Source organism: Nocardia sp. NPDC003345, from assembly GCF_053589395.1.
This window is the reverse complement of the sequence record NZ_JBSFRU010000564.1, coordinates 1-1856: the sequence shown is the minus strand read 5'-3', so window position 1 is coordinate 1856 and position 1856 is coordinate 1. Positions and strand designations below refer to the sequence as shown.

Annotated in this window: 1 protein-coding gene; it reads left to right on the top strand. The window is 72.0% G+C overall.

Features of this window, described 5'->3' with window-relative positions:
- Positions 1-372: 372 nt before the first annotated feature.
- A complete protein-coding gene (gene sepH, locus ACWDU1_RS32015) occupies positions 373-1845 on the top strand; it encodes a septation protein SepH (RefSeq protein WP_450004160.1) in 1473 nt (490 codons plus the stop codon).
- Positions 1846-1856 lie beyond the last annotated feature (11 nt).

Here is a 1856-nt window from a genome sequence, read left to right as displayed (position 1 = left end):
TCCATACACGCCAATTCTGCGCGCTGGCGCGCGCGGGGTTCGGCCCCCGAAGCGTCTGCTGTCAGCGCTCGAGACTCGCGGCTGCGCCGCATGCGCTTCGAGCACTGACAGCAGACGCGGGCCGAACCCTCTGGTGGCCTCGCTGAACTCGGCGCGCCGAGGCGCTGGGGTGGAGTGAGCGCAGGGGGGCGTTCGTGTTTACGCCGCGGAGTCCGCAAACGACTTGATGCGCAAGGGAATAGAGCAGATTAGCGGTAGTAGACGGGCGCGGGGTACATTTCGGTGCCGCGTGTCTTGCCACACGAATCCCAGAAGTGCACTACTGTTCCAGAACGTGGGCGGTATCGCGAGCGACGCGATAAGGAGGTTACGGTGCGTGAACTTCGAGTGATCGGGGTGACGCCCGACTCCGCCCACATTGTGTGCGTCGACACCGAAAGTGGTCAGAAATTCCGGCTTCCCGCCGATGACAAACTCCGCGCCGCGGCCCGCGGCGATCTTGCCCGATTCGGCCAGATAGAGATCGAAATGGAAGCGACTATGCGTCCTCGCGATATCCAGGCCCGAATCAGGGCCGGTGCGTCCGTAGAACAGGTGACCCAGGAATCCGGGATGCCGACCAGCCGCGTCGAGCGGTTCGCCTATCCCGTTCTGCTGGAACGGGCCCGCGCGGCCGAACTGGCGCAGAAGGCCCACCCCATCAGGCCCGACGGTCCGGCCGTGGAGATCCTGATCGATGTGGTGACCGCCGCGTTCAGCGCCCGCGGGCACACCCTCGACAACGCCGAATGGGACGCCTGGAAAGACGAGAAGGGCTTCTGGGTCGCCCAGTTGCAGTGGCAGAACGGTCGATCCGAGATCGCCGCGCACTGGCGTTACCAGCCGGATTCGCATGGCGGCACGGTTTCCCCGCTCGACGATCCGGCCACCGATCTCATCGACCCCGATTTCGGCCGGGCCCTGCGCGGACTCGCCTCGATCCTGCCGGTCGAGGCCGAAACCCCGCCCGCCCCCGAGCCGGTGGCCGAACCCCGCCGCGAACCGGCCCGGCCCGCCGCGATGGACGAATTCTACGAACAGCGCGCGGTCGCCGCGGGCGGTACGACACCGTTGCCCGCCGCCGCGCCGATCACTCCCGGTGGTAGCCGGCCCGGTGGCGCACCCGCCCTGCCCGCGGCCACCGCGGCGACGGGCGCGCCCGCCGAGACCTACCGGCCACCCGCCGAGACCTACCGGCCGCCGGCCGAAACACATCCGGCTCCGGTGGAGCCGCCGCACCAGCCGGTGGCCCGTCCCGCGGCGGCCGCGCCCGCGGCACCCACCCCGGCCGCACCGCCGGAGCCCGTGGCGGCACCCGCTCCGGTCGACTACACGCCGGCCCAGGCCCCCACCGTAGAACCCGAACCGGCACCGGCCGTAGCCGCGCCGGCGCCCCCCGCTGCCGCGGAACCCGCACCGGCGCAGGCCACGGAGTCGGAACCGGTACGTGCCGCGGAACCGGAACCGGAACCCGCCCCGGCCACCACCGAGGCCGCCGCCATGGAGCCGCCCGCGGTCACCGCCGGCGAACCGGCCCCCGCCGAGGCCGCACCCACCCCTGCCGCCGAGGCCGCTCCCGCGACCGAGGACACCGCCGCCGAGCCGGCGGACGAGCCGGCCGCCGAGGTCGCCGAGCCGGTGACCGAAACCCCGGAACAGCAGCCGGAACCCGAGTCCGCGGCCAAACCGGCGGCCAAGAAGGCGCCCGCCAAGGCGGCGAAATCCGCGCCCCGGTCCAAGCGCGGCAAGGCTCCGATGCCGTCCTGGGAGGATGTCCTGCTCGGGGTCCGCAGCTCCGGCCACTGACCGGCCGACGG